The organism is Serratia sp. TSO36, from assembly GCF_057808395.1.
This window is the reverse complement of sequence record NZ_JBJZOU010000010.1, coordinates 22,097-45,715: the sequence shown is the minus strand read 5'-3', so window position 1 is coordinate 45,715 and position 23,619 is coordinate 22,097. Positions and strand designations below refer to the sequence as shown.

The following is a 23,619-nucleotide window of genomic DNA, read 5'->3' as shown; positions in this document are numbered from 1 at the left end:
TCAAGCGCAATGGGGAACGTCAAAAATGCGCAGCGTTTTCCCGCTGACGGGATGCGCCACCTTGAAACTGTTCATGCCGAACACCGGCAGAATCACCGGGGTCTGCAACACCGCCTCGGGCGTACCACAGGCCACCTGACGGCTTTCGTTGAGCACCAGGATCCGATCGGCAAACGCCTCTGCCACGGGCAGATCGTGCAAGACCGCAATCACGGCGATGTCTTTATTTTTCACTAACGACAGCAGCGCCGAGCGCCCGGGCGGATCGAGGTGATTGGTCGGTTCATCCAGCAACAACAGATCCGGAGACTGCGCCAACGCCCGAGCCAGCGCGGCACGCTGGCGCTGGCCGCCCGAGAGCCGCCCCAACGGATGGCGCCTGAGCGGCGCCAGCCCGGTTTCCCCGATGGCTTCGTCAACGATGCGCTTTCCCGTCGCAGAACATGCGCCATGCGGCAAACGGCCCAACGCAACGTAGTCCTCAACCGACAGCCGCAAATCCGGCGAGTCGTTTTGCGCCAGAAAGGCGATGCTTCTGGCGCGCTCCGCCGCCGGCCACGCGGACAAGGCGCGCCCTCGCCAGTAAATGCCGCCGCTGTCCGGCCGCGTTTCGCCGATCAAGGCACGCAACAGGCTGGACTTGCCGCTGCCGTTAGGGCCGATCACCGCCAGCTTCTCACCGGCACGCAGCGCGAAATGGATGTTGTCGAGTATCAATGCCCCGCCGTGGCCGGTCAGGCTAACCCCATCAACATGGAGGATGTCGTGAACTGAATTCATTATGCGTAAATTGTTATATTATAACATATCAATATTTTTACCACGATTACGCGCCTTCTGCAAAAGCGAATCGCAACGTCTTTTGTCGCACGCATTGCGTGAACCGAGGCAAGGGCAAGCCGCGCCCTCTGCGTCAACACTGCGCGGCCAAAGCAACATAGCATACCTCTCAATAAATGATAATGATTTTCATTATCATTTAAGCCACTGCGATTTCCGATTGCACGCCCCGCTGAACTTAGTTATGTTTGAACGATTAGTTTCATTCCCGGTTTTCAGGAACTCACATGACCTACCTGGCGCACAGCACAGATCCGACAAACGCGACCGTTCCGGCTGCCGTTTTGCTGTGTGCTTCTTCCGCCCCACCCGTCGTTTCAGCGGTTGCCGCTTACCCGCCACGCATTGTGGTCGTGCGCTAAGCCAAACCGACTTTTTACCTCCGGCTTATTGATCTGTTGCGTTCAGGCGTAGACCGCCGCGCGCGCCGGAGCCTGTAATTTTCACGACAGGTGAAATTGACATGCGATTACCTTCTTTCTGGGCCAATGCCGGCCTGGCTACGCTGTTCGTCCTGCTTTGGAGCAGCGGCGCGATCTTCTCCCGTTGGGGGTTGGAGCACGCCTCCGCCTTCGCTTTTTTGTTCTTCCGCTGCGCCATCGCGCTGGCGGTGCTGTTGGCCATCGGCCTGTGGCAGCGCCAGTGCCTGCCCGCCCCCGGCACCCGCCGGCGCGTCGCGCTGGTTGGCGTGCTGATGATCGGCAGCTATCAAATCTGCTATCTGCTGGCGCTGGAACAGGGTATTACGCCCGGCGTGCTGGCCACGTTGCTTGGCGTACAGCCGATCCTCACCCAGTTCATCACCGAACGGCGCTGCACCGGGCTGCGGGCGCTCGGCCTGGCGCTGGCAATGGTCGGGCTGACGCTGGTGGTGTACCAAAGCCTGATGGTCGCCCACTTTTCGCTGAGCGGCATACTGTTCGCTTTTATCGCGCTGGGCTGCATGACCGCCGGCACCCTGCTGCAAAAGGGCATGACGCAGCCGCCGCTGGCGGTCTTGCCGCTGCAGTATGCCGTCGGGTTGCTGATGTGTACGCTGGCGCTGCCGTTTGAGCCGCTGCGGGTCGAGTGGCGGCCAGAGTTCGTGCTGCCGCTGCTGTGGATGGCGGTGGTGATCTCGGTGCTGGCGACCTTCTTGCTGTATCGCCTGATCCAGCGCGGCAACCTGGTGCAGGTCACCAGCCTGTTCTATCTGATCCCGGCGGTCACCGCCCTGCTGGACTACCTGCTGCTCGGCCACGCGCTGGCGGCGCTGAGCCTGCTGGGCATGGCGGGCATCGTGCTCGGCGTGATGCTGGTTTTCCGCCGCGTATAAAAGCAAAAGCCCCCGCGCCGTTCCACCGGCGCGGGGGCGACAACAACAGCCGTTAACTCAGAATAACCAGGAACCGTACCCCCACAGCAGCACCGTCACCCCAAGCAGCAGCTCGAGCAACAGAATGCCGATGGCGAAGGTCGAGCTGGAGAAGATGAACCCTTCCTTACTGTCGATATTCAGGAAGTGCGGGATCCCCAGATTCAGCAGATAGCCCGAATAGCACAGGCCGATAATGCCGACAAACAGACACAGCCAGACGACCGGATAGAGCGCCACAATCCCGCTGAGGAACATCGGGGTCGCCACGTAGCCGGCGAACACCATGCAGCGGTGCAGGCTGGGGCGCGATTCATAGCGCCGCGCCATCCAGTGAATGACTTTCCCCATGGCCGCTACGCCCGCCAGCATCAGCAGGTAAAACGCCACGGCGGTATAAAGCGCGGTAAACATGTCGAGCCTGATGGCATGTCCCTCGCCGGAGAGCCAGCCCAACTGGGTGGTGCCGATAAAGGCGCAGACCACCGGGATTGCTGCCAAGAGCAACACGTGATGGGTGTATAGGTGCGAGACGCTTTCATTCTCGTTTTTGATCTGTTCGAACTCGGCGCTGGGATGCGCCAGAAGTCCCCAAACATGACTGACCATGAGACACCTCCTATCTCGCCGTAGGCCGCGATCGGCGAACGAATTTCACACCTCCGACGGACTGCTACCCGTGCGAGGATTGCGGCCACGGGGCTCTCTCCCCTGTACTCATTATAGTCTTTCGGCGAAAAAACGTGCGGAAAGCGCAACGCCGCGGCGCTTTGTCTTATACTCCCACCATAAAAACCAGGCTGCGAGGAAGGTCATGTCATCCGTTATCACCACCCGCCAGGCGGGGATCGTCGACGTCGACGCCGGGCGCAACGTCACCGTTGTCGAGCCCTGCAATCTGTACGGCTGCCGGCTCGGCGACGATGTCTTCGTCGGCCCGTTCGTGGAGATCCAGCGCCACGTCAGCATCGGCGCGCGCAGTAAAATTCAGTCGCACAGCTTTATCTGCGAATACGTTACCCTCGGCGAAGCGTGCTTTGTCGGCCACGGCGTCACCTTCGCCAACGATCTGTTCAAAGACGGCGCACCCAATGCCGATCCGGCCAGCTGGGGGCGCACGCGCGTCGGCGATCGGGTGTCCATCGGCTCCGGCGCCACCATCCTGGCGGTGGAGATCTGCAGCGACGCGGTGATCGGCGCCGGGGCGGTCGTGACCCGCGACATCACCCGCAAGGGGATTTATGCCGGCAACCCGGCGCGCCTGCTGCGGGAGCTGCCGTAATGACCCCGGCCATCCGCATTGCGGCCATTGAGGCGCTGCCCGATGATTACCTGACGCGCAGCGATTTCAGCTTTACCATCCGCTGTTACGCCCTGCCGCAGTTCGACACCCCGGTCGACAGCTGGCCAACCCGCCCGGTGGCGCCGTTTCGCAAACAGTATTCCCTGGCGCCGTTCGCCAACCAAGACAGCGCGACTTTCCTGGCGTATCGCCAGGACCAAGCCGTTGGCCACATCACGCTGAGCAAAAACTGGAACGGTTACACCCTGATCGACGAGATCGCGGTCAGCGCTCACGCGCGCCGTCAGGGCATCGCCGGGGCGCTGCTGGACTGCGCCAAACAGTGGGCGCGGCAGCAGGAAACCTCAGGTATGATGCTCGAAACGCAGAACAACAATCTGGCCGCCTGTCGCTGCTACCAGCATTACGGGTTTATTCTCGGCGGCATCGACCGTTTGCTGTACCGCGCCGAGCCGGAGATCGCCGATCACGAAATCGCGCTGTTCTGGTATTTGCCGTTCAATAGCGAAATCGGTTACTGATTTATCGGCCGCCATTGAGGCTATGTTTACTTTTTAACCCCTACCATCGGATGAGAACTGTTATCACTGACTCTGATAAGCCAGCGACACCCAGGGAGGGCCGTATGAACCAGAACAAGGTTGTTTTACTGATGTTAGCTATCGCCATGAGCGGATGCGCCGAGCGCCCCACCGCCGTCTCCCCCGCAACGCCGCCGACCGACGTCACCGTTTCGCCGCCGGCGGTGCAACCGCAGATGGACGCCAGCACCCGCAGCAAGCTGCATGAGATCCTCGCGCTGCGCGCCGGTTGGCCCGCCACGCAGCCGCATGGCCGCACCGTCGATTTGATTTCGCGCGAGTTTCTCGGCACGCCCTATCTCGCCAACCGCCTGATCGGTTCGCAGAGCACGCCCGAGCAGCTGGTGATCGACTTCCGCGGGCTGGATTGCTTCACCTACATCGATTATGTGGAAGCGCTCAGCACCGCCCGCAGCGAGGGCGAGTTCGTACAGCGCCTGGTAGACATTCGCTACGTCGACGGCAACATCGCCTTCCCGCAGCGCAAACACTTCTTCACCGATTGGGCGCAGCGGCCAAAAAAAGTGGCTGAAGACATCACCGCGCGGCTCAGCCCGCACGCCGTCACCCTCGTGAAAACCCTCAACCGCAAAGCGGATGGCGGCAGCTACCTGCCCGGCTTGCCCGACGTACAACGCAGCGTGACCTATATCCCCAGCGACCGCATCGACGACAAGGTGCTGGCCCAGCTGCGCACCGGCGATTATATCGGCATTTACACCAACCTGGACGGGCTGGACGTGACCCACACCGGCATCTTCGTAATGACCGACAACGGCCCGGTGCTGCGCAACGCCTCTTCGCGCAAGGCCAACATGCGGGTGGTCGATTCGCCCTTTATGGATTACGTGATGGCCACGCCGGGCATCGTGGTGCTGCGTTCGCTCAGCCGATAATCCCCCGCCGCATAACGGCTATAAGCTATAGCCGTTTATGCTGAGCGAGCGTTTGACTTCATCGGCGGTTCAAGCTTAGCTGTAAGAACAAAAACCAACTGATTTTATTGTTCTTTTCAGGGAGACTTCGATGACCTTACGCTGGCGTATCACCCCTCTGGCGGCGGCCTTCGCCGCCGTTTTGGCGCTTCAGGGCTGCGATCAAAAAACCGATCGGAATCATATCAAGGTCGGCGTCATCAACGGCGCGGAACAGGACGTGGCGGAAGTCGCCAGGCAAGTGGCGAAAGAGAAATACGGGCTGGAGGTCGAGCTGGTCGGCTTCAGCGGTTCGCTGCTGCCGAACGATGCCACCGACAAGGGCGAACTGGACGCCAACGTGTTCCAGCACCGCCCGTTCCTCGAACAGCAAAACAAAGATCACGGCTATAAGCTGGTGGCGGTCGGCAATACCTTTGTCTTCCCGATGGCCGGCTACTCCAAAAAGATAAAATCGCTCAAAGAGCTGCCGGACGGCGCGGTGATCGCCATCCCGCTCGATCCGACCAACCTGGGGCGCGCTCTGCTGCTGCTGGAAAAAACCGGATTGATTACGCTGAAACAAGGCAAGGGGTTGTTGCCCACCGCCCTGGACATCAGCGCCAACCCGCACCGTTACCAAATCATGGAGCTGGAAGGCGCGCAGCTGCCGCACGTGTTAGACGATCCAAAGGTCACCGTCGCCGTCATCAGCACCACCTACATCAACCAGACCGGCCTGTCGCCGACCAAAGACGGCATCTTCATCGAGGATAAAGACTCGCCGTACACCAACATCATCGTCACCCGCGAAGACAACAAGGACGCGCCAAACGTACAGAACTTCATCAAGGCCTATGAGTCGGACGAAGTGGCCAAAGCCGCCGAAAAAATCTTCAACGGCGGCGCGGTGAAAGGCTGGTAATTCCAGGCACAGCGCCACAGGGGCTCTCCCCAAAGAGCCCCTGCCACATCATCATCGCCTTTTCTTATCTCACCATAAGAAAACCCGATTTACCCCGGCGGCGAGCGGCGCGCATAATGGCGTTTATCCGCTGATTTCCAAGGTAAACAGGCATTACCATGACGCTCTCCGCTCCCGTACTCAGCCTCCTCGATGCCACGCCGGACGATATGGCCGCCGTGCTGCGCATTTACACCCACCACGTGCTGTACGGTGCCGCCTCGTTTGAAGAACAGCCGCCGCCCCTGGCGGAAATGCAGCTGCGGCTGAGCAAGGTGCAAGAAGCCGGGCTGCCCTGGCTGGTGGCGAAAAGTGAAGGCCATATTGTGGGCTACTGCTATGCCACGCCGTATCGGCCCCGGCCGGCCTATCGTTTTACCGTGGAAGACTCGGTGTATATCGCCGAGGGGCAACAGGGTAAAGGCGTCGGCAAGGCGCTGCTGAGCAAGCTTATCGCCCGCTGCGAGCAAGGCCCCTGGCGCCAGATGCTGGCGATCGTCGGCGATTCCGCCGCCAACCGCGGTTCGCTGGCGCTGCACCAGTCGCTCGGCTTTACCAGCGTCGGGACGTTAAAGGCCGTGGGGTTCAAACTGGGGGAATGGCGCGACACCCACCTCATGCAGCGCGCGCTGGGCGCGGGCGACAATCGACATCCTTGAATGCACGGCAACGCACGATAGGGAGTTAGCGTCTATAGTGAAGAGTGATTTCATTAAGTTAGCGCCAATCGTGCGCCACATTTAACCGGTAAGGGAGAAGTAAATGAAAATTATTCTGTGGATTGTCGCCATCATCTTCATCGTGGGTTTGTTGACGATTACCGGCGTTCTCAAACTGATTTTTTAAAGCGTCAGCTCCGTCCCGCCCCTTGCGGGGCGAGACTTTTCATCATGCCTTGAAACGCGCGCGCACCGCGCCCAGCGCCGACACTACCGCCAGCACCACGCCGCCGGCAATCGCGCCGAACACCACGTTCAGCAGGGCTGGAATGACACCCTGCAAAATATGCCCCAACGTTGGCACCACCGTAGCGTAGGAAGCCCAGTCCTCAAACAGATGATGTACCGGCGGCAGACCGTGGGTCAGGATGCCGCCGCCGACCATAAACATGGCGACTGTGCCGACGATCGACAGCGTTTTCATCAAATAAGGCGCGGCGCGCACGATGCCGCCGCCGACGGCGCGCGCCAACGCGCTGCCCTTGCGGCTCAGGTACAGCCCCAAATCATCCAGCTTGACGATACCGGCGACGATGCCGTAAACCCCCAGCGTCATCACCAGCGCGATGCCGCACAGCACGATCACCTGCTGACTGAAAGTGGCGCCGGCGACGGTGCCCAACGTAATGGCGATAATCTCGGCGGATAACACGAAATCGGTACGCACAGCCCCTTTTATCTTGCGCTTTTCATAGGCCGCCACATCCTCATTGGCGCCCGGTCCGTCTTGCTTATCCTCATGCGCCTGCTTGTCTTGGCTCAGGCTGTGATACACCTTTTCGAACCCTTCGTAGCACAGGTAGGCGCCGCCCACCATCAGCAGCGGCGTGATCGCCCAGGGCGCGAAAGCGCTGATCAGCAGCGCCAGCGGCACCAGGATCGCCTTGTTGATCAGCGAACCTTTGGCGACGCTCCACACCACCGGCAGTTCGCGGTCGGCTTTAACGCCGGTGACCTGCTGCGCGTTGAGCGCCAGATCGTCCCCCAGCACCCCAGCGGTTTTTTTTGCCGCCATCTTGGTCATCAAAGAGACATCGTCCAGCAACGAGGCAATGTCGTCGATAAGGGTAAGTAAGCTACTTCCTGCCAAAATGATTCATCCTTTTCATGTTCACGGGCCATTCTATATTTAGCATAGCGGTAAAGCGTCATGAAAGGATATGGGAGGATCGCGGAAAACGCCGGGTGGAAGTTAAAACCTCTCGCCTGACAGTCCCTCATCAGCTCCGAGAGCGAACGCGCGTGAGATATGTTGAAGGACCGGGCCGTGGGCCTCAAAGACGCACGATAAATGCGTACTGCCCTCAAGCAAACCAAAGGCAACATGCACGCTGCCATGCTGTTCGACGAAACGCTGCAAGGATTGCGCGCTGAACAACTCATCCTGCGCCGCTGCCAGCAACAAGGTCGGCAATCGCAGCGCCGCCAGTTGCTTTGCCGGGGTACGTGGCGTCAAGGCGTTAGCCATATTAACGCTGTATTGGCAGACAAAATCGGGGGCGGCGGCCAGCACGGCCGGGGGAAAATTCAGGCTGACCGCCCGAGATTGCCCAAACCACCGCCCACCGCTGAGCGCATTGGCCACAAAAGGCCATTGCCGCACCTGGGCAAAACGGGCCGCCGCCGCCAGATCGCGGGCCATCCCGGAAAATGGCCCCAGCTCGGGTGCCAGCAGGATCAGGCTGTCCGCCTGCTGTTCACAAGGATAGCGGGTCAGGTAGTTGAGCAACATCCCGGCGCCGCTGGAATGGCCAAGCAGGTGCCTGCGCGCTAACGGAAAACGCAGGCGCATTTCCGCCAAGATGACATCGACATCGCGCCAAATACGCTCAGGCCGCTCAACCGTCCCCCACTCTCCCGTGGAATCGCCATGCCCGCGAATATCGACCAGGCACACCGCGAGCGTTGGCTCGGCGGCCAGCTGGCGCGCAAGAATGTCATACCCGGCGGCGCTGTTAACCCCGCCGCCGTGATAAACCACGATCACGTCTTCGCTCTCGGCAGTTTGCCGATACAGGCGGTAGCTCAATCCCTCAACGCAACCGGACAACGTGCCCACCTGTGCCCCCGGCCACTCACCGTAAGACTTCGCTTGCTCAACATAGCGGTCAAAATCAATCAATTCGCACCTTTCCCTGATGTTGTCGGTATTCCCCACGGCAGAGTTCCTGCCCCGGCGATAAGCATATGAAACAACAGCAGGAACTACCATGCCTTTTGCACACTCCCCCTTAGCCTCAGGGCAGATCCCCCGCCGGCACATTGAGCTGCCAGGAGAGCCCAAAGCGATCGTTGAGCCAGCCGAAGCGAGCGCTGAAGCCGTAGTCGTCAAGCGGCATCAGCACCTTGCCGCCCTCCGCCAAGCGGTGGAAAGCCTGCTCCAGCGCCTCTTCGTTAGGCAAGTTGATGAACAGCGACACCGCCGGGGTAAAGCTGAAATCATGGCTGATCGGGCTGTCGATAAACACCAGGTTCTGCCGATCGAAATCGATGGTGGCATGCTTGATCAATCGCCGACCGTCCGGCGTCGGGTCGTAATGCTGCACCTGCATGAGCCGAAAACGCGCAAACACCTGGCTGTAGAGGTCGATCGCCTGCTGTGCCTCCCCCTGGAACATGACAAAGGTCGAAACCTGACTCATAACATCCCCTCCGGTAATCGTTGTGGTATTAATGGAGGATAGCGGATTACCCTTGAAGCGGCGAAAGGAGCAACCATGAGCATCATTCATCGCCTGGCGCAGCCGGACGATCTCAACGGCCTGTTGGCTCTGTATCGCGAGCTGCGCCCACAGGATGCGCCGCTGCGCAGCGACGACGCGCGCCGTGCCCTGCAGCGCCTGCTGGACGATCCGGCCATTCGTCTGGTGGTGGCAGCGGAAGAGGAACAGCCGCTCGCCACCTGCATGCTGGCGCTGATCCCGGGGCTGGCGCACCAGGCGCAGCCGTTCGGCGTCATCGAGCACGTGGTGACGGCGGAGCCCTACCGCGGCCACGGCGTGGCGCTCGCGATGATCGAATACGCGCTGCAGCTGGCCTGGCGCAAGGGCTGTTACAAGGTGATACTGCTGTCGGGGCAGCAACGCACCGGCGCGCACCAGCTTTATCTCAAGGCGGGTTTCGACGGCGATCGCGAGCGGGGATTTGTCATCAGACGGCCCGAGGGCCGATAGCGGCCTGCCGCAAACGGGCAGGCCGCCAGGCGGGTTATTCGCTGTCGTTCTTCGCCAGACGGGCGTCTTTTTGGCGGCGATAGTCACGGGCGGCGGCCGGGATCGGCGTCACCTTGCCGGTTTCAATCCAGCTGCGCAGACGGTTGGCGTCGGCGAAGTGGGTATATTTGCCGAAGGCGTCCAGCACCACCAGCGACACCGAGCGGTTACCGATTACCGTACGCATCGCCAGGCAGTGGCCCGCCTGGTTGGTGAAGCCGGTTTTGGTCAGCTGGATGTTCCATTTCGGGTTATACACCAGATGGTTGGTGTTGCGGAACGGCAGCGTATAGTTCGGATCTTTGAAGCTGGCCATGCGCTCGGTGGTGGTGCTGAGCTGGCCAATCAACGGGTATTGCTTGGTGGCGATCAGCAGTTTGGTCAGATCGCGCGCCGTCGACACGTTATGAATAGACAGCCCGGTCGGTTCCACATAATGGGTATTGGTCATGCCCAGCGCCCTGGCCTTGGCGTTCATCGCTTTGATGAAGGCGTTGTAGCCCCCCGGATAGTGGTGCGCCAGGCTGGCGGCGGCGCGGTTTTCCGACGACATCAGCGCCAGCAGCAGCATATCCTTACGGCTGATTTCGCTGTTCAGCCGCACCCGTGAATACACCCCTTTCATCTCCGGCGTCTGGCGGATGTCCACCGCCAGCATCTCGTCGAGCGGCAGGTGCGCGTCGAGCGTAACCATGGCGGTCATCAGCTTGGTGATCGAGGCGATCGGCACCACTTCATCCGGGTTGCGCGCATACATCACCTTATGGGTTTGCATATCGACGACCATCGCGCTGCCGGAGGCCAACTCCGGTTGGGTGGCGTGCAGGGCGGCGGCGTTGTCGCTGGCCAACGCGCGCGGCGCAAAGCCTGCGCCCGCCTGCAAAGCGAGCAGGGTCAGAACCAAAACACGTATTTTCACAGGCATTACTCTGAAATGGGGGCTTGAACTCAGCGAATTATATGTGAGGGTTCAGCGCTTGGCACTGGGATTGTATGGCGGATTTGTGACAAATTCTGTCCGCTGAAAAACGACGCAGCCCGCGGGCGCTCTGGGATGAACGCCCGCGTGGAAAAAGTTACAGCGCCGGCTGCCAGGCCGACTGCGGCAACAGGTACAGCCCCGGTGTTTGCCGCGCCCCGGCGCCGACGATATGGCCGATGCCGGCCGCCATCACCGCCAGCGTCACATCGAAGGCGTTAAGGCTGTCGCCATAGCCGGCGGTCAGGTTAAACATCGAGCCGTTGGCCAGCAAATACACCGTATTCTCATTAAGTTGGTAAGCGTTCACATAAGGCATCGGCTCGTGGTGCGGCAGGCCTTGCAGGAAGCCGACGTCGATCTCTTCTGCCACGTGGCCGACGTTGAGGATAAACACGCCGTCTTGCGCCTGTTGCAAATGCTGCGCCGAGAGCACGTTTTTCGCGCCGGTTGCGGTAGCGATCACGTCCGCCTGCGCGACGGCGCTCGCCAGATCCACCACCTGCCAGCCGTCATAACGCGCCTGCAGCGCGCGCGCCGGATCGATTTCCGCCACCATCACCTGGCCGCCGTAAGCCCTGGCCGCCGCCGCTGTCCCCTGCCCGACCAGGCCGTAGCCGATCACCAGCACGCGCTTTTCGTGCAGCGTCAAATGGGTGGTCTGGAAGAAGGTGTGCCAGGCGGTCAGCCCAACCATATGCCGATTGTGCAGCCCCTCTTTCACCGGCAGATCGTCCCAGTTGAAGATCGGGTAGCGCGGCGCCACGCCGTTTAACCGGCTGATGCCCGAGCCGGTGGCCTCCAGCCCGGCGACGATCCGCGGGCCGTTCGGCGATTGGTGCAAACGGGTGGTCAGATCTGCCCCCATTTCGCACAGGTGGGTCGGCTGCCAGGCCAGCGCGCGGTCGAAAGATTCCGACCACTCGCCGGCGTTCATGTCGCGCCAGGCATAGGCCTGCGCGCCCCGCCGTTCCAGCCAGGCCACCACGTCGTTCTGCACCGTGGTGGGATTGCAGGTGGTCAGGAAGATCGCCGCGCCCTTATCCAGCAGGCCGGCCACCAGCGGCGCCATTTTCAGATCCAGGTGCATATTGCACGCCAGCCGCACCCCGTGCAGGTCCGGCAACGCCGCCACCGCCGCCCGGGTGCGCGGCATATGGCGCATCGCCCAGTTCAATTCGCTCTCGAAATCCTGATACATCCGTTGCTCCTCTGGTGTGCCCCGCCGCCAGGCGTGGCAAAAAAGTTATCCCGCGCGGCCGAGCCGGCGGATCGCCTGCGGCGACAGGCCAAATACGCGGATAAACGCCCGCCTCATGCGCTCCGGATCGCTGAACCCCACCGAACGGGCGATCGCCTCCAGCGGCTCGGCGCTCTCTTCGATGCGCACCCTGGCCGCCTCCACCCGCAGTTGTTCGATCACCTTGGCCGGCGTCTGCCCGGTTTCGGCGCGGAACAGCCGGCCGAACTGGCGCTCGCTCAGGCAGGCGGCGTCGGCCAGATCCGCCACCGACAGCGGCAGGTGCAAGTGCTCGCGCGCGAACGACAGCGCGGCGCGCATGCGATCCGACGACGGGTTCAACGCCAGCAGCAGCGAATACTGCGACTGCCCGCCGGGGCGCCGATGATAGACCACCAGCTGCCGCGCCACGGCCGCCGCCAGGGTGGCGCCAAGGTCGTCTTCTATCAACGCCAGCGCCAGATCGATACCGGCGCTGATGCCGGCCGAGGTCCAGATATCGCCGTCGCGAATGAAGATACGGTTGCTGTCGACGCGGATGCGCGGATAACTCTGCTGCAGCCGCGCCGCGTGATACCAATGGGTGGTGGCGCGCTTGCCGTCCAGCAAACCGCAGGCCGCCAGAATAAACGCGCCGGTGCACACGCTGGCGATGCGCCGCGCCCGCCGGCTGTGGGTGGTCAGAAACGCCACCAGCGCCGGCGACTGCGCCGCCATCACGTTGCCGCTGCCGCCGGCCACCACCAGCGTATCGAAACGCTCGTCGCCGCACGGCTGCGTGGCGATCTCCACCCCGGCCGAGCTGGCGACCATCCCGCCCTGCGGCGAGATCGCCACGCAGCGGTAGGCCGGCGGATCGGTAAACTGGCTGACGTTATCGAACGCCGCCAGCGGGCCGGCAAAGTCCAGCAGGTTGAAACCGGGAAAAACCACAAAACCGATCGTTTTCATGATGGCGCTTTTTGAGGGTTATCTGTCATACCAGCCAAAAACAGGGCGGCTATTATGGCCCAGGTCCAACGATAAAAATGAGGCGAATGTCATGTCTGAACCACTCGTGATTGTATTTCCCATCTATCAAGGCGTCACCCAGCTCGACTTCACCGGCCCGCTGCAGTTTCTGCGCCACATGCCGGGGGCGGAAATCATCGTCGCTTCGGTAGACGGCGCGGATGTCGAATCGGAAGGCTTGCACTTCGCCCAGTTGCGCCCGCTGCCGGAGATCGCGCGCTGCGACGTGCTGTGCGTGCCGGGCGGCAGCGGCTGCACCCAGGCATTGCAGGATGAAGCGTTCATGCGGCAAATCCGGCGGCTGGGCGCCGATGCCCGCTACCTGACCTCGGTGTGCACCGGTTCGCTGATCCTGGCCGCCGCCGGCTTGCTGCCGGGCAAACGCGCCGCCTGCCACTGGTCGATGCGCGACAGCCTGGCGCAGTTCGGCGCCATCCCCAGCGCTGCACGCGTAGAGCGCGACGGCAACGTGATCAGCGGCGGCGGCGTCACCGCCGGCATAGACTTTGCGCTGGCGCTGATCGCCGAACTGCACGGCGAAGACACTGCCCAAACGATCCAACTCTATCTGGAATACGCCCCGGCCCCGCCGTTCACGGGCGGCACGCCGGAACTGGCCCCGCCGCACATTTACGCCAGGGTACAGGCACAAATGGCGGAAAGCCTGGCACGGCGCAGAGCGTTGGTGGCCCAGATCGCCCAAGGCTAGCGATCGGGCGTATACTTGCCCTTATGCGTCAGTCACATAAGGAGTAAGGAATGACCGATTTGGCCCACTACATTACGGACTACGGTTACTGGGCGTTGTTTATCGGCTGCCTGGCTGAGGGAGAGACTATCACGCTGCTGGGCGGCATCGCCGCCCATGAAGGCTTGCTGCACTGGCCGTGGGTGATCGCGGTGGTGGCGCTGGGCGGCACGCTGGGGGATCAACTGCTGTACTTCGCCGGCCGCCGGTTCGAAGGCCGGGTCATCTCGCGGCTCAAGGGGCAGGAAAAGCGCATCGCGCGCGCCAGAAGGCTGATCGCCCGCCACCCGATGCTGTTCGTTATCGGGGTGCGCTTTATGTACGGCTTCCGCATCATCGGCCCGGTGCTGATCGGCGCCAGCCGCCTGCCGCCATCGCGCTTCGTGCCGCTCAATATCCTCGGCGCCATTCTGTGGGCGACGATCTTCGTCATGCTCGGCTATTTTGGCGGCCAGGCGATCGAACGCTTCGTTACCGGCTTCGACAAAAAACTCTCCAGCCTGCTGTTTGTCGCGCTGGCGATCGCCGCCATCCTGCTGGTGCGCTTCTGGTGGCGCAAACGCCACGCGGAATAAGCCAGCGTAGCGGGCGTCAGCCTTCCTGCGGTGCCGCGCGCATCAGCTCGACCAGTTCGCGCGCCGCCTTGTCCAGCGGGCGATTCTTCAGCCAGATCAAATGCATCGGCAAGCGCAGCTCGTTCTTGGTGTTTTTGAATTTCAGCCGCACCAGCCGCCCCTGCGCCAGCAGCGGCTCGGCCAGCGACAGCGGGAAATTGCCCCACCCCAGGCCCGCCTCCACCATGTTCAGCGCCATCGGCAGGCTGTCGGTGCGCCAGTAGGCCTCCGCCACCTGCGGGCGCAGATCGCCGATCGGCAGATCGCGGCTGGCCACCATGATCTGCCGCACGTTGACCAGATCCTCGAGAAACAGCTCGCCCGCCGCGCCGTCCAGCGCCGGGTGCTGCGGCGAGACCATCGCCACCAGCGATTCCGCGCCGACGGAGTGGAACTGCTCCGCGCTGTTGATGTTTAGCCCGCCGAACGCCAGGCAAACGCCAATACGCTCCTGGTGCAGCATGTGCAGCACGTCGTCCTGCGGCGCGCTGAGCACTTCGATGTTGAGCAACGGATAACGCTGCGACAGCGTCTTCACCGCCGCCAGCAGGCTGGCGCCGTTAATGTCCGACGCCACGCCGATCGAAAGCCGGCTCTCCAGCCCCTGAGACAGTTCGATGGCGTGCACCTGCAGCTGCTTGAGCTGCCCGGCGATCAGGCGGGCGTGCGGCGCCAGGGCCAACGCCAGCGCGGTCGGCGTCGGTTCCCGGTGTGAGCGATCGAACAGCGCGAAACCGAGTTCCGCCTCCATGTTGGCGATGCCCATGCTGACGGCGGACGGTACTCGCCGCAGCGCGCGGGCGGCGGCGGAAAACGAACCGCGATCGAGCACCGCCAGAAACAGTTCGATATTGTCGCTGGAAAAGTTCATCGTTTAACCTGTCAGTTAAACTGACAGCTCCTGACTTTTTCTATCAATGTGATTGACGTTATCTTAGCCGCCGTCGCCGCAGAGGCAACTAAAAACAGATCGGGAGAAAACAATGCAAGGCGTCAAACGCAAACTGGTGTATGTCACCGCTTATGAAATCATCGGCATGGCGATCTCGGCGCTGGGGCTGGCGCTGCTGTCGGGCCATGCGCCGAGCAGCACCGGGCCGCTGGCGGTGGTGATCACCACCATCGCGGTAAGCTGGAACTTTATTTACAACTCTTTATTCGAGTGGTGGGAAAGCCGCCAGCTGTCGCGCACCCGCACCCTCAAGCGCCGCATTTTGCACGCCGTCGGCTTTCAGCTGACGCTGGTGGTGTATCTGATCCCGCTGATCGCCTGGTGGATGGGCATCACGCTGTGGCAGGCGCTGCTGCTGGATATGGCGCTGATCGTCATCATTCCTTGCTACACCTTCCTGTTTAACTGGGCGTTCGACAAGCTGTTCGGCCTGCCGGCTTCGGCTCTGCCGGCCGGTGAATCCGCCTAAAAAGCCCCCGCGTCCGATTCGCCTGCGCACGCTAATTACTGCGCAGGCGCCATCGCTTTATTTTCCGCCCGCCTTCCCCCTCACGCAAAATAACTTCAAAATCCCTTTAATTTGCGCGGTAATTATTATTCTGTGATTTCAATCACTTTTATCGTTCGATATTTCCGTGTTGATAATGAGACTCATCTTACTGAATAATATGCGCTTTTGTTTTCAGTTTAAAAAATACACACAATTGTTCACGCTTTGTACGCAGGTTTTTTTGCCAGCTTTATCGGGAAACGGTAGCATGCCACGCCGTTATTTAACGGCGGCTGTATACACAATAAACAGCGGAATGATGCCACGACCTCATTCTCATTACGATTGCTGATGGCAATCGTTTGCCCTGCAGCTCAGGGCGGCGTTCATCATAGACAGGTAAACAGGACGGATAATGCACTCACAAAAAAAGTCGGCGGACGATAAACACGCCGCCAGAAGACGCTGGCTAGACTCCCATGAATCCGGTTATCACAAAAGCATGGGCAACCGGCAGATCCAAATGATCGCCATCGGCGGTTCGATCGGCACCGGCTTGTTCCTCGGTACCGGCGGCCGTCTCGAGTTGGCCGGGCCGGCGTTGGCGCTGGTCTATCTGGTGTGCGGGATCTTCTCTTTCTTCATCCTGCGCGCGCTGGGCGAGCTGGTGCTGCATCGCCCTTCCAGCGGCAGCTTCGTTTCCTACGCCCGCGAGTTTCTCGGTGAGAAAGCCTCTTACGTCGCCGGCTGGATGTATTTCCTCAACTGGGCGATGACCGGCATCGTCGACATCACCGCGGTGGCGCTGTACATGCACTACTGGGGCACCTTCGCCGACGTGCCGCAGTGGTTGTTCGCCCTCGGTGCGCTCGGCATCGTCGCCACCATGAACATGATCGGCGTGAAATGGTTCGCCGAGATGGAGTTCTGGTTCGCGCTGATCAAGGTGGTCGCCATCGCGCTGTTCCTGATTGTCGGCGTCGTCTTCCTCGGCACCGGCACCCCGGTCGCCGGCCACACCACCGGCATGCACCTGATCACCGAAAACGGCGGCATGTTCCCGCACGGCCTGCTGCCGGCGCTGGTACTGGTGCAAGGGGTGATCTTCGCCTTTGCCGGCATCGAGCTGATCGGCACCGCCGCCGGCGAGTGTAAAGATCCGGCCAAAATGATGCCCAAAGCGATCAACAGCGTGATCTGGCGTATAGGCCTGTTCTACGTCGGCTCCGTGGTGCTGTTGGTGCTGCTGCTGCCGTGGAACGCCTACCAGGCCGGCCAAAGCCCGTTCGTCACCTTCTTCAGCAAGCTGGGCGTGCCTTACATCGGCACCATCATGAACATCGTGGTGTTGACCGCCGCGCTGTCCAGCCTCAACTCCGGCCTCTACTCCACCGGCCGCATCCTGCGCTCGCTGGCAATGGGCGGCTCCGCGCCGAAGCTGATGGCCAAAATGAGCAGCCAGCAGGTGCCTTACGCCGGCATCCTGGTCACCTGCGGCATCTACGTGATCGGCGTGGTGCTCAACTATCTGGTGCCGTCGCAGGTATTCGAGATCGTGTTGAACATCGCCTCGCTGGGCATCATCGCCTCCTGGGCGTTTATCATCGTCTGCCAGATGCGCCTGCGCAAAGCCGTGCGCGAAGGCCGCGCGCAGCCGGTCTCGTTCAAAATGCCGGGCGCGCCGTTCACCTCCTGGCTGACGCTGGCGTTCCTGCTGATCGTGGTGGTGATGATGGCGTTCGACTACCCGAACGGCACCTGGACCATCGCCACCATTCCGGTGCTGGCGGTGCTGCTGACGCTGGGCTGGTTCGGCCTGCGCAAGCGCGCGCAGGAAGTGAAGCGGGAGCAGCAGGCTCACGAAGAGCAGACCCCGCACTGAATCGACAAACCGCCCTCCGGGGCGGTTTTTTTATCCGCTATAAGCGGCCGTAGAACGTCATTCTGGCGCTTTCCGACAGCATCACGTCCGGCTGTGCATTGTAGGCCAGCACCACCAGCATGCGCGTGGTGTCGCCTTCGGTCGGCGTCACCCGGTGCATGGCGTTGCGCCCGCGAAACAGCACCAAATCCCCCTCCTCCATCGCCAGCCGTTTGACCGCCCGCTCGCCGTCCAGCACCTGCGTGACCCCGGCATAGTTCATCTCGCCGCGATCGGCGTCGCGCAGGTTCTCCACGTACTCGAAACGCCCGCCCGCCGCCGGTTTCTGGATCAGCAGCGTGATGGCGAACGACGAGTTGTCGAAGTGCCAGCCCAGCTCCTGGCCGGTGTGGGCGTAATGCAGGTTGATCGACGACAGCCGATCGGCGTAGGGATACAGCTGCGCCTCATCCAACACCGCGCAGAGGAACGCGCGAAACGCCGGGGCATCGTACAGCGCGCGCAGCGGCGACTGCGGCGGGATATCCTCGTCGGTAATGCAGCCCTTGGACGACACCACCAGCCGGTTGCGCGCGTGATCGGCCGGCAGCGTATCGTCCTGCGGCCGTAGATACACGTTGTGTTTGCTGGTGGCGTAAAACGCCGCATGGTGCTGTTCGGCGCCTTCCAACCGCACCGTCGCCAGCGCGGCGGCACGCAGAAATCCCGGCAGCACCAGCGCGCCGGCGCGCTCCAGCGTTTGCCGGCAACGGGTGCGGAACGCGGCGTCGTCGATGGGATGGGCGGACAGATCGATAATATCGGCAAGTTGCGGCATGGCGTTCCCCTCGTGTGCGATAGCCGGATGCCTCTCACTGTAGCGAATGGCGCATTGCCGCCATAACAAAAATACGTTATGGATAAGCTAACCAATTCTTAGCGATAGCCCTGCCCATGCACTCACCATCCCGCGTGCGCTTGCCCAAGCTGAGCGCCATTCTGGCGTTCGAAACCGCCGCTCGCACCGGCAGCCTGGCCCGTGCGGCGGATGCGCTGGCGCTGACCGCCGCCGCCGTCAGCCAGCAGATCCGCCAGCTCGAACAGCATCTGGGCATCACGCTGTTCATTCGCGCCAAAAGCGGCGTCACGCTGACCGAACAGGGAGCGGACTACCTGGCCTACGTGCAGGAGGCGTTCGAAACGCTGCGCGTGGCGCAGCAGCACGTCGAGCGCCAGCGCGGCAAACAGACGCTGACGGTGTTCGCCCTGCCGGCGTTGGCCTCCAAGTGGCTGAACCCGGCGCTGGGCGACTGGTTGGCGCAGTGCCCCGACGGCGATCTGCGGCTGCACGCCACCCATGCGGCGGTCGATTTCGCCCATTCGGCGGCGGACTTCGCCCTGTGCTTTGGCGATCAGGACTATCCGCTGCTGGAAAAGGTGCGGCTGTTTCAGGATCGGGTGCAGCCGGTGTGCAGCCCGGCGCTGCGCGATCGCGGCGACTGGACGCAGTTGCCGCTGATCCACGTCGACTGGGGCAAGGAGAGCCAGTTTCTGCCGGGCTGGCACGAGTGGTTCACCGCCGCCGATCGAATGCCGCCGGCGCGGCGCGGGCTGACCTATAACCTGACCTCGCTGGCCATCGACGCCGCCGTGCAAGGGCGCGGGGTGCTGCTCGGCCAGCGGCGGTTGATCGGCCGAGAACTGGCGGCAGGCCAGTTGGTCACCCTGGCCGAACCGGCGCTGCCGCTCAGCAAACCCTACTACGTGGTTTACCCGCCGCGCACGCTGGAAAAACCCGGCGCAGCGGCGTTTCTCAGTTGGCTGCAGGCGCTGGCTCAGCGCGCGGTATAACCGCCGTCGATGCTGTAAAACGCGCCTGTGGTGAAACTGCTGTCGTCCGAGAGCAGGAAAGCCACCGTTTTTGCCACCTCTTCCCGCGTCGCCATTCTCCCCATCGGGTGCGAAGCGGCCATCTGCGCCCGCGCCGACGCCGGCAGTTTCCTCATCGCCGGCGTCTCCACATAGCCCGGCCCGACGGCGTTGATGCGCACGCCGCGCGTGGCGAACTCCAGCGCCGCCGAGCGCGTCAGGCCCAACACGCCATGCTTGGCGGCGGTATAAGGCGCGATCCCGGCAATGCCCACCACGCCGTTGGCGGAAGAGAGGTTCACCACCGCCCCGCCGCCGCCGGCGACGATCGCCGGCAGGCCGTACTTCATGCCGAAAAACGTGCCGCTCAGGCAGGTGGCGATCACCTCATGCCAATCTTCGACCGCGTACCGATCGATGTCCACCTCGTGCGGGCCGGTGATCCCTGCGTTGTTGACCAACAGATGCAGCGCGCCGCAGCGCCGCACCGTCTCTTCAATGCCCTGCTGCACCGACGGCGCATCGCGCACGTCCATCCGCAACGTCATCACCCGCCGGCCCTCGGGATCGAGCCGCGCGGCGGCGGCTACGAGAGGTGCGGCGTGGCGGCCGGTCATCACCACCGTGGCGCCGCGCCGAAACAGTTCGGCGGCGATCGCTTCGCCGATGCCGGTGGAAGCGCCGGTCACCAGCGCCACCCGATGTTTGAAATCTTGCATAGCCGTTCTCCTGCCAGATTGAACTCAGGGGAACAGGCTAACGCCGACCAGTGACAGTTTGCGGCAGCAGCAACAGCGCCGCACGTAATGCGCTCACAAAAGCCGCAAAGCCCGCTATTTTATGCCTACTTTTTCTCATGCGAGACTCCCTGTGAATACCCAACGCTACCTGCAGCATATCGGCTTTACCGGCGCCGCCCGCCCAGACCTCTCCACGTTGCAACAGCTGCACCATCGCCACATGCTGAGCGTCCCGTTCGAGAACCTGAGCATTATTTATCATCAGGGTATTCAGCTGGCGCCGGAGGCGCTGTTCAGCAAGGTGGTCGAGCGCAACCGCGGCGGTTTCTGTTATGAGCTGAACGCGCTGTTTGCTCTGCTGCTGCGCGAGATCGGTTTCAAGGTGAGCTTCATCTCCGGCGAGATCCGCGCGCGCGACGGCCATTTCGGCCCGCCCTACGACCATCTGGCGCTGCGGGTGGATCTGGCGGGCCAGGCCTGGCTGGTGGACGTCGGTTTCGGCGATTCCTTCCTGACGCCGCTGAAGATCGTCGCCGCCGAGCCGCGACCGCAGGCCAGCGGCACCTTCCATCTGGAGCGGGAAGGCGAGTATTACCTGCTGGAGCGCCGCAACGGCGACCAACGTTCGCATGCCAAAACCCTGTATCGCTTTACCATTCAGCCGCGCGAACTGCATGAGTTCGACGAGATGTGCCGCTTCCACAGCACCTCGCCGCAGTCGCACTTCACCCAGCGGCTGGTGTGCTCACGGCCGACGGACCACGGCCGGGTGACCCTCAGCGACATGAAGCTGATCGTGACCGAAGATCATCAGCGCCACGAAACGACGCTGCATTCGGAAGAAGAACGGCGCGCCGCGCTGTGGCAGCATTTCGCCATCGATTTGGATCGTTGACGGCGCAGGCGGCGCCCTTTTATTACGATTCTGTTACACCGATTGCATAACCGCGCTTGGCTGATTGCCAGCAACGCGGCGGCAGGCATCATAGGGCCATGATTCGGCAACAGAGTGCGAAAAATGATCCGTGTGATACTGGTGGATGACCATGTGGTGGTGCGCTCCGGCTTTGCGCAATTGCTGAGCCTCGAGGACGATCTCGACGTGGTGGGGCAATACAGCAGCGCGGCGGCGGCCTGGCCGGCATTGCTGCGCGATGACGTCAGCGTCGCGTTGATGGACATCGCCATGCCGGATGAAAACGGCCTTAGCCTGTTGAAGCGCCTGCGGGCGCAGAAGCCGCAGTTCCGCGCGATCATGCTCAGCATCTATGACTCCCCCTCCTTCGTGCAAAGCGCGCTGGACGCCGGCGCCAGCGGCTATCTGACCAAACGCTGCGGGCCGGAAGAGCTGGTGCAGGCGGTGCGTTCCGTCGATATGGGCGGCCATTACCTGTGCGCCGACGCCCTGCGGGCGCTGCGCGGCGGCGAGCAGCCGGCCACGGCGCTGGAAGTGCTGACCCCGCGCGAGCGTGAAATCTTCGATCTGCTGGTCAAAGGCGACAGCGTAAAGGAGATCGCTTTCAAGCTCGCGCTCAGCCATAAAACGGTGCACGTGCATCGCGCCAACGTCCTGGGCAAGCTGCAGTGCAACAGCACCATCGAGCTGGTGCATTTCGCCCTCGACCATCAGCTGCTGGCGGGGCATTGATGTCGCCCAAACTCCGGCCCTGGGTTATCTCGCTGTTTATCCTGTTGGCCTGGGGCAGCGGCTGGCTGATGCTGTGGACGCTCGGCTTCTATCTGACCCACAACGGCAACCAGGCGGCGCTGTTTCTGCCGCACGGCGTCTATCTCGCGCTGCTGATCCTGCTGGCGCGCCGCTATTGGCCCGCCCTGATAATTCCGCCGGTGCTGTTGCTGTTCTGGCTGCACGGCGAACGCCTGCTGAGCGGCTACGGCCTGCTGGCCGCGCCGTTTATCACCCTGCTTCCGGCCGCGGTCGCGCAACGACTCTGGCACCGTTTTCCGCTCTACTGGCAGCGGCTGACGCTGCTGCTGGCTGCGGTGACCGCCGCCTCGCTGCTCAATACCACCCTGCTTTCGCCGTTTGTGCCAAGCCCGGCGATGCTGCTTGGCCTGGCGTCGTTTACCGGCGGCGTCTTGCTGGCCCCGTTCGTCTACCTGATCTTTGAATTTCTGCGCCAGCAGCACCGTTACCACCTGCTGGGGCTGGACACTCCCAACCCGCCGCTGCGCGCGTCCTTAATCATCTGGTGCAGCCTGTTCTTCGTTATCGGCATCGGCACGCAGATGGTGCTGTCGCCGGAAATCGAACGCCTGCTGCTGATCGTGGTGTTTCTGCCGAACGTGGTGATGGCGTGGAAGTTCGGCTGGCAGGGCGGCGTGCTGTCCGGCCTGCTCGGCAGCATGATGATCACCCTCGCCCGGCAGGTCGGCGTGGGGTTCGGCAATCTGGTCGAGCTGGAAATCTTTCTGGCGACGCAGGCGCTGCTCGGTATCGGCCTGGGCATCGCCATCAGCCGCCAGCAGCACCTGGCGCAAAACCTGCACCACTATCAGCGTCGCCTGGAAGAAGAGCTGGCGGCGCGGCGGGCGCTGACCGAAAAACTGATCCACACAGAAGAAGACACGCGGAAAAACCTGGCGCGCGAGCTGCACGATGAAATCGGCCAGAACATCACCGCGATTCAAATCCAGTCGCAGCTGGTCAAACGGGCGCGCGATCCGGCGCAAACCCAGGCCGCCGCGCACCAGATAAGCGAGCTCGCCCGGCGCATTCATCACTCCACGCGCCAGCTGCTGCGCCAGCTTCGCCCGCCCGCGCTGGACGAGCTGGCGTTCAAAGAGGCGCTTCACCACCTGCTGAGCGAATTCGCCTTTGCCGAACGGGGCATTCACTGCCGTTTCGATTACCGGCTGAGCGACACGCCCGCCGGCGAAACGGTGCGCTTCACCCTCTACCGCCTGCTGCAAGAGCTGCTCAACAACGTGTGCAAACACGCCGAAGCCAGCGAGGTCGCCATCGTCTTGTATCAACAGGGCGCGCTTTTGCACCTCGAGGTGCGGGACAACGGCGTCGGCATCCGCGTGGACAAGGCGCCCGGCCTCGGCATTCAGGGGATGCGCGAGCGGGTCAGCGCGCTGGGCGGCGAGCTGACGCTGGAAACGTATTGCGGCACGCGGGTAATTGTTAACCTGCCCACAAATTTGCAACAAACCATCGACTAACTAGGAAAAAGTCTTAGCCACTCCGGACTTTCTCTCATC

At 62.2% G+C, this 23,619-nt stretch carries 27 protein-coding genes; 16 read left to right on the top strand and 11 right to left on the bottom strand.

The annotated features are described in order from the left end of the window. Window positions 1-717: an ABC transporter ATP-binding protein gene (locus tag ACK3CV_RS07250; protein WP_033647057.1), complete on the bottom strand. Its 717-nt coding sequence runs from the start codon at window positions 715-717 to the stop codon at window positions 1-3. A gap of 586 nt (window positions 718-1,303) precedes the next feature. Here ACK3CV_RS07250 and ACK3CV_RS07245 point away from each other — a divergent pair. Next, complete coding sequence (locus ACK3CV_RS07245) at window positions 1,304-2,155, top strand: DMT family transporter (protein WP_164141989.1); 852 nt, start codon at window positions 1,304-1,306, stop codon at window positions 2,153-2,155. A 57-nt stretch (window positions 2,156-2,212) separates the two neighbouring features. On the opposite strand, the gene ACK3CV_RS07240 is transcribed toward ACK3CV_RS07245, so the two are convergent. Then, on the bottom strand, window positions 2,213-2,803 hold the full coding sequence (locus ACK3CV_RS07240; RefSeq protein WP_033637547.1) for a Yip1 family protein: 591 nt from the start codon (window positions 2,801-2,803) through the stop codon (window positions 2,213-2,215). Window positions 2,804-3,008: 205 nt separating this feature from the next. On the opposite strand from ACK3CV_RS07240, the gene ACK3CV_RS07235 reads away from it, so the two are divergent. The 6 genes from ACK3CV_RS07235 (at window position 3,009) to ACK3CV_RS07210 (ending at window position 6,802) form a co-directional block, all read left to right on the top strand. Then, window positions 3,009-3,476, top strand: coding sequence for an acyltransferase (locus ACK3CV_RS07235; RefSeq protein WP_033637546.1), 468 nt, complete (start codon window positions 3,009-3,011; stop codon window positions 3,474-3,476). Continuing rightward, entirely contained in the window at window positions 3,476-4,018 is a 543-nt protein-coding gene (locus tag ACK3CV_RS07230) for a GNAT family N-acetyltransferase (RefSeq protein ID WP_164141987.1), read from the top strand. The genes ACK3CV_RS07235 and ACK3CV_RS07230 overlap by 1 nt, the downstream gene beginning before the upstream one ends. Before the next feature lie 104 nt (window positions 4,019-4,122). Further along, on the top strand, window positions 4,123-4,974 hold the full coding sequence (locus tag ACK3CV_RS07225; RefSeq protein WP_033637543.1) for a DUF1460 domain-containing protein: 852 nt from the start codon (window positions 4,123-4,125) through the stop codon (window positions 4,972-4,974). Between the two features lie 130 nt (window positions 4,975-5,104). Next, window positions 5,105-5,917 (top strand): MetQ/NlpA family lipoprotein, encoded by an 813-nt coding sequence (locus ACK3CV_RS07220; protein WP_164037426.1) that lies wholly within the window; start codon window positions 5,105-5,107, stop codon window positions 5,915-5,917. 158 nt (window positions 5,918-6,075) lie between these two features. Beyond that, window positions 6,076-6,615: a GNAT family N-acetyltransferase gene (locus ACK3CV_RS07215; RefSeq protein ID WP_164141985.1), complete on the top strand. Its 540-nt coding sequence runs from the start codon at window positions 6,076-6,078 to the stop codon at window positions 6,613-6,615. Window positions 6,616-6,718: 103 nt separating this feature from the next. Beyond that, on the top strand, window positions 6,719-6,802 hold the full coding sequence (locus tag ACK3CV_RS07210) for a small membrane protein YohP (protein WP_016928643.1): 84 nt from the start codon (window positions 6,719-6,721) through the stop codon (window positions 6,800-6,802). Between the two features lie 42 nt (window positions 6,803-6,844). On the opposite strand, the gene ACK3CV_RS07205 is transcribed toward ACK3CV_RS07210, so the two are convergent. The 3 genes from ACK3CV_RS07205 to ACK3CV_RS07195 all read right to left on the bottom strand — a co-directional run bounded on the left by ACK3CV_RS07205 (window position 6,845) and on the right by ACK3CV_RS07195 (window position 9,317). Next, a complete protein-coding gene (locus ACK3CV_RS07205; protein ID WP_033653484.1) occupies window positions 6,845-7,765 on the bottom strand; it encodes a DUF808 domain-containing protein in 921 nt (306 codons plus the stop codon). Between the two features lie 102 nt (window positions 7,766-7,867). Then, complete coding sequence (locus ACK3CV_RS07200; RefSeq protein ID WP_239504674.1) at window positions 7,868-8,833, bottom strand: alpha/beta fold hydrolase; 966 nt, start codon at window positions 8,831-8,833, stop codon at window positions 7,868-7,870. Between the two features lie 79 nt (window positions 8,834-8,912). Next, complete coding sequence (locus ACK3CV_RS07195) at window positions 8,913-9,317, bottom strand: VOC family protein (protein ID WP_033637539.1); 405 nt, start codon at window positions 9,315-9,317, stop codon at window positions 8,913-8,915. 75 nt (window positions 9,318-9,392) lie between these two features. On the opposite strand from ACK3CV_RS07195, the gene ACK3CV_RS07190 reads away from it, so the two are divergent. Beyond that, a complete protein-coding gene (locus tag ACK3CV_RS07190; protein ID WP_164141984.1) occupies window positions 9,393-9,848 on the top strand; it encodes a GNAT family N-acetyltransferase in 456 nt (151 codons plus the stop codon). A 34-nt stretch (window positions 9,849-9,882) separates the two neighbouring features. Here the strand turns inward: ACK3CV_RS07190 and pbpG are convergent, their stop codons facing one another. From pbpG to ACK3CV_RS07175, 3 genes are all read right to left on the bottom strand, one after another. Next, window positions 9,883-10,812, bottom strand: a complete 930-nt coding sequence (pbpG, locus tag ACK3CV_RS07185; protein ID WP_041033978.1) for a D-alanyl-D-alanine endopeptidase — start codon at window positions 10,810-10,812, stop codon at window positions 9,883-9,885. 151 nt (window positions 10,813-10,963) lie between these two features. Beyond that, window positions 10,964-12,067, bottom strand: coding sequence for an adenosylhomocysteinase (locus ACK3CV_RS07180; RefSeq protein WP_164141981.1), 1,104 nt, complete (start codon window positions 12,065-12,067; stop codon window positions 10,964-10,966). A 45-nt stretch (window positions 12,068-12,112) separates the two neighbouring features. Further along, complete coding sequence (locus ACK3CV_RS07175; RefSeq protein WP_033653487.1) at window positions 12,113-13,057, bottom strand: GlxA family transcriptional regulator; 945 nt, start codon at window positions 13,055-13,057, stop codon at window positions 12,113-12,115. A gap of 91 nt (window positions 13,058-13,148) precedes the next feature. On the opposite strand from ACK3CV_RS07175, the gene ACK3CV_RS07170 reads away from it, so the two are divergent. Continuing rightward, on the top strand, window positions 13,149-13,826 hold the full coding sequence (locus ACK3CV_RS07170) for a DJ-1/PfpI family protein (protein WP_164141979.1): 678 nt from the start codon (window positions 13,149-13,151) through the stop codon (window positions 13,824-13,826). Between the two features lie 50 nt (window positions 13,827-13,876). After that, window positions 13,877-14,440 carry a DedA family protein gene (locus ACK3CV_RS07165; RefSeq protein WP_033637532.1) on the top strand — a complete coding sequence of 188 codons (564 nt, stop codon included), beginning with the start codon at window positions 13,877-13,879 and terminating at the stop codon, window positions 14,438-14,440. A gap of 16 nt (window positions 14,441-14,456) precedes the next feature. On the opposite strand, the gene ACK3CV_RS07160 is transcribed toward ACK3CV_RS07165, so the two are convergent. Continuing rightward, window positions 14,457-15,350 (bottom strand): LysR family transcriptional regulator, encoded by an 894-nt coding sequence (locus ACK3CV_RS07160; RefSeq protein ID WP_033637531.1) that lies wholly within the window; start codon window positions 15,348-15,350, stop codon window positions 14,457-14,459. A gap of 112 nt (window positions 15,351-15,462) precedes the next feature. Between ACK3CV_RS07160 and ACK3CV_RS07155 the strand changes: the two genes are divergently transcribed. Both ACK3CV_RS07155 and ansP read left to right on the top strand, forming a co-directional pair. Continuing rightward, window positions 15,463-15,900: a PACE efflux transporter gene (locus ACK3CV_RS07155; protein ID WP_033637530.1), complete on the top strand. Its 438-nt coding sequence runs from the start codon at window positions 15,463-15,465 to the stop codon at window positions 15,898-15,900. A 436-nt stretch (window positions 15,901-16,336) separates the two neighbouring features. Further along, window positions 16,337-17,803 (top strand): L-asparagine permease, encoded by a 1,467-nt coding sequence (ansP, locus tag ACK3CV_RS07150; protein WP_164037440.1) that lies wholly within the window; start codon window positions 16,337-16,339, stop codon window positions 17,801-17,803. Window positions 17,804-17,840: 37 nt separating this feature from the next. Here ansP and ACK3CV_RS07145 read toward each other — a convergent pair whose 3' ends face one another. Beyond that, window positions 17,841-18,620 carry a HalD/BesD family halogenase gene (locus ACK3CV_RS07145; protein ID WP_049195894.1) on the bottom strand — a complete coding sequence of 260 codons (780 nt, stop codon included), beginning with the start codon at window positions 18,618-18,620 and terminating at the stop codon, window positions 17,841-17,843. Between the two features lie 116 nt (window positions 18,621-18,736). Here ACK3CV_RS07145 and ACK3CV_RS07140 point away from each other — a divergent pair, with 116 nt between their 5' ends. Then, a complete protein-coding gene (locus ACK3CV_RS07140; protein ID WP_049195895.1) occupies window positions 18,737-19,633 on the top strand; it encodes a LysR substrate-binding domain-containing protein in 897 nt (298 codons plus the stop codon). Here ACK3CV_RS07140 and ACK3CV_RS07135 read toward each other — a convergent pair. After that, window positions 19,618-20,370 (bottom strand): SDR family NAD(P)-dependent oxidoreductase, encoded by a 753-nt coding sequence (locus tag ACK3CV_RS07135; protein WP_164141978.1) that lies wholly within the window; start codon window positions 20,368-20,370, stop codon window positions 19,618-19,620. The two genes, ACK3CV_RS07140 and ACK3CV_RS07135, sit on opposite strands and share 16 nt — an antisense overlap. A gap of 151 nt (window positions 20,371-20,521) precedes the next feature. Between ACK3CV_RS07135 and ACK3CV_RS07130 the strand changes: the two genes are divergently transcribed. The 3 genes from ACK3CV_RS07130 (at window position 20,522) to ACK3CV_RS07120 (ending at window position 23,580) form a co-directional block, all read left to right on the top strand. After that, window positions 20,522-21,286 carry an arylamine N-acetyltransferase family protein gene (locus tag ACK3CV_RS07130; RefSeq protein WP_489009820.1) on the top strand — a complete coding sequence of 255 codons (765 nt, stop codon included), beginning with the start codon at window positions 20,522-20,524 and terminating at the stop codon, window positions 21,284-21,286. A 123-nt stretch (window positions 21,287-21,409) separates the two neighbouring features. Further along, window positions 21,410-22,039 (top strand): response regulator transcription factor, encoded by a 630-nt coding sequence (locus ACK3CV_RS07125; RefSeq protein ID WP_164141974.1) that lies wholly within the window; start codon window positions 21,410-21,412, stop codon window positions 22,037-22,039. Next, on the top strand, window positions 22,039-23,580 hold the full coding sequence (locus tag ACK3CV_RS07120) for an MASE1 domain-containing sensor histidine kinase (protein ID WP_164141972.1): 1,542 nt from the start codon (window positions 22,039-22,041) through the stop codon (window positions 23,578-23,580). Before ACK3CV_RS07125 ends, ACK3CV_RS07120 begins: the two co-directional genes overlap by 1 nt. The last annotated feature ends 39 nt before the right edge of the window (window positions 23,581-23,619 follow it).

Coding starts and splice junctions, on each gene's coding strand:
- ACK3CV_RS07245 (WP_164141989.1), top strand. CDS start 1,304: ATGCGATTACCTTCTTTCTGGGCCAATGCCGGCCTGGCTACGCTGTTC.
- ACK3CV_RS07240 (WP_033637547.1), bottom strand. CDS start 2,803: ATGGTCAGTCATGTTTGGGGACTTCTGGCGCATCCCAGCGCCGAGTTC.
- ACK3CV_RS07235 (WP_033637546.1), top strand. CDS start 3,009: ATGTCATCCGTTATCACCACCCGCCAGGCGGGGATCGTCGACGTCGAC.
- ACK3CV_RS07230 (WP_164141987.1), top strand. CDS start 3,476: ATGACCCCGGCCATCCGCATTGCGGCCATTGAGGCGCTGCCCGATGAT.
- ACK3CV_RS07225 (WP_033637543.1), top strand. CDS start 4,123: ATGAACCAGAACAAGGTTGTTTTACTGATGTTAGCTATCGCCATGAGC.
- ACK3CV_RS07220 (WP_164037426.1), top strand. CDS start 5,105: ATGACCTTACGCTGGCGTATCACCCCTCTGGCGGCGGCCTTCGCCGCC.
- ACK3CV_RS07215 (WP_164141985.1), top strand. CDS start 6,076: ATGACGCTCTCCGCTCCCGTACTCAGCCTCCTCGATGCCACGCCGGAC.
- ACK3CV_RS07210 (WP_016928643.1), top strand. CDS start 6,719: ATGAAAATTATTCTGTGGATTGTCGCCATCATCTTCATCGTGGGTTTG.
- ACK3CV_RS07195 (WP_033637539.1), bottom strand. CDS start 9,317: ATGAGTCAGGTTTCGACCTTTGTCATGTTCCAGGGGGAGGCACAGCAG.
- ACK3CV_RS07190 (WP_164141984.1), top strand. CDS start 9,393: ATGAGCATCATTCATCGCCTGGCGCAGCCGGACGATCTCAACGGCCTG.
- pbpG (WP_041033978.1), bottom strand. CDS start 10,812: ATGCCTGTGAAAATACGTGTTTTGGTTCTGACCCTGCTCGCTTTGCAG.
- ACK3CV_RS07180 (WP_164141981.1), bottom strand. CDS start 12,067: ATGTATCAGGATTTCGAGAGCGAATTGAACTGGGCGATGCGCCATATG.
- ACK3CV_RS07175 (WP_033653487.1), bottom strand. CDS start 13,057: ATGAAAACGATCGGTTTTGTGGTTTTTCCCGGTTTCAACCTGCTGGAC.
- ACK3CV_RS07170 (WP_164141979.1), top strand. CDS start 13,149: ATGTCTGAACCACTCGTGATTGTATTTCCCATCTATCAAGGCGTCACC.
- ACK3CV_RS07165 (WP_033637532.1), top strand. CDS start 13,877: ATGACCGATTTGGCCCACTACATTACGGACTACGGTTACTGGGCGTTG.
- ACK3CV_RS07160 (WP_033637531.1), bottom strand. CDS start 15,350: ATGAACTTTTCCAGCGACAATATCGAACTGTTTCTGGCGGTGCTCGAT.
- ACK3CV_RS07155 (WP_033637530.1), top strand. CDS start 15,463: ATGCAAGGCGTCAAACGCAAACTGGTGTATGTCACCGCTTATGAAATC.
- ansP (WP_164037440.1), top strand. CDS start 16,337: ATGCACTCACAAAAAAAGTCGGCGGACGATAAACACGCCGCCAGAAGA.
- ACK3CV_RS07145 (WP_049195894.1), bottom strand. CDS start 18,620: ATGCCGCAACTTGCCGATATTATCGATCTGTCCGCCCATCCCATCGAC.
- ACK3CV_RS07140 (WP_049195895.1), top strand. CDS start 18,737: ATGCACTCACCATCCCGCGTGCGCTTGCCCAAGCTGAGCGCCATTCTG.
- ACK3CV_RS07135 (WP_164141978.1), bottom strand. CDS start 20,370: ATGCAAGATTTCAAACATCGGGTGGCGCTGGTGACCGGCGCTTCCACC.
- ACK3CV_RS07125 (WP_164141974.1), top strand. CDS start 21,410: ATGATCCGTGTGATACTGGTGGATGACCATGTGGTGGTGCGCTCCGGC.
- ACK3CV_RS07120 (WP_164141972.1), top strand. CDS start 22,039: ATGTCGCCCAAACTCCGGCCCTGGGTTATCTCGCTGTTTATCCTGTTG.